Origin of the sequence: Rhodopirellula maiorica SM1 (genome assembly GCF_000346295.1) — a bacterium.
GTDB classification, from domain to species: Bacteria; Planctomycetota; Planctomycetia; order Pirellulales; family Pirellulaceae; genus Novipirellula; species Novipirellula maiorica.
In genome coordinates, this window is sequence record NZ_ANOG01000877.1 from 1 (window position 1) to 1,542 (window position 1,542).

The 1,542-nt window shown below is 54.2% G+C and carries 1 protein-coding gene and 1 pseudogene; one reads left to right on the forward strand and one right to left on the reverse strand.

The window, feature by feature from the left end:
• Positions 1 to 7: 7 nt before the first annotated feature.
• Complete coding sequence (locus RMSM_RS27980; protein WP_144058023.1) at positions 8 to 427, reverse strand: hypothetical protein; 420 nt, start codon at positions 425 to 427, stop codon at positions 8 to 10.
• A 960-nt stretch (positions 428 to 1,387) separates the two neighbouring features.
• Between RMSM_RS27980 and RMSM_RS43890 the strand changes: the two are divergent.
• Positions 1,388 to 1,542 (forward strand): annotated as a pseudogene (locus tag RMSM_RS43890) (group II intron reverse transcriptase/maturase); the annotation flags it as partial.

A 1,542-nucleotide genomic window follows, 5' to 3' on the forward strand; every position in this document is an offset into this window, starting at 1 on the left:
CCCCGCTCTAATCGTCTACCCGACGTTTCAGTGCTGGGTCACCACGCTCGGAATTAAGTGCGATTAGCGCATCCGCGCCGGCGTCAGTCAAGCGATAAGTGTCGTTAGCGTACTTGATCTTGCCCGTGATCCATTTGTGATGAGTCAAAAACGTGAGCGATGCAAGATTACCCGTTTCGATAAAGAGGTAATTAGAGATGTAGTTTGGACGTCGAGCCACGGCGGCAAGCCATTCGTGTGCTTTGGTCTTGTCGGGTTCAGGCAGATCTTCAAATTCGGGTGCAACCTTGCCGTAGTTTACGGCTACAGCTTGCGAATCGGGGTAGTTGTGGTCGTGTAGGAATACGCAGCCGCATGCGTCGCATACGCACTTCATGCCTGACGCGGGAAATTCGGCTTGGCAAGCAGGGCATGTCGCGGTTTGCAATGCAGCTCCTAAATGTCAGAGAGGATGAATTATCGTCAGTCGGCGAACGTTTGGCATCACTGGGCGGCGGCCAGAGATGCTGAAGTCAGGACACGCACGATCCGCCGCTCCCGTGCAGTACGCCCAGCATGGGCGTGATCTTGTGGGGTGCAAGTCCCCTGTACTTAGTTCCGGTTTCTTTCATGGAGTCAGTATACCAAATGAAATTCTAACGAAAGAACAGTACGAGGCCCCTTTCCTTAGAATACCCGGCAACTGCGCCGGAGGTGACGATCCGTGGGAAGGAAGCCTGCGAATGTGACCGTAAATCTGGCTAGCCGCCGAGAACAGTTCGGATTGGGCAACAACCGAACCGGACGAGCTTCAAAGCTAAAACCGTCGCCAGACACATTCACGCGGCAGACCCGCGTTTGTTACGTACAGAAATCCGATACGAGGCCGACGTCTATAGGTGAGCAGGCTGCTGACTGCGAAACCAGACCGGAAGAGCTAGCGTCGGTAGATCGGGAGCTTGGGCGGGGACAGATCACGATAACCCTTATCTGGGGAGAACTCCAGGCGTACCCGTGAGTAGGGCTTGCCCGAAAGGCGGGGCGGAATGCGGTAACGCATGACGTGCCTGGAGAATGCAGCAGAAGTTGTACTACCGATCCGCCAACTCCAATGGCGACGGGAAGAACCGAACGTCAACAGTCGATCTGTCAAAGTTCTTTGATCGAGTCCAGCATGACGTATTGATGTCACGCGTGAGCCGCAAGGTTCACGACAAGCGACTGCTAAAACTGATCGGAAGGTACTTGCGCTTTCGGAGTGATGATCGATGGTTTATGTCAACCAAGCGTCGAAGGAACGATGCAGGGCGGTCCGCTATCACCACTCCTTTCCAACATCTATTAGGATGATCTGGACCAGGAACTGGAGCGACGCGGATTGTCTTTCGTGCGGTATGCGGATGACTTTGTGATCTTCGTAAAGTCGGATGCGGCTGTGCACCGAGTGTACGCGAGCGTCGAGCGATTTCTGACACTGACGTTGAAACTGCAAGTCAACCACGTCAAGAGCAGCGTCTGTAAGACGCAAGAGCTTGAGTACGTGGGCTACGAATTCCGTGGCTA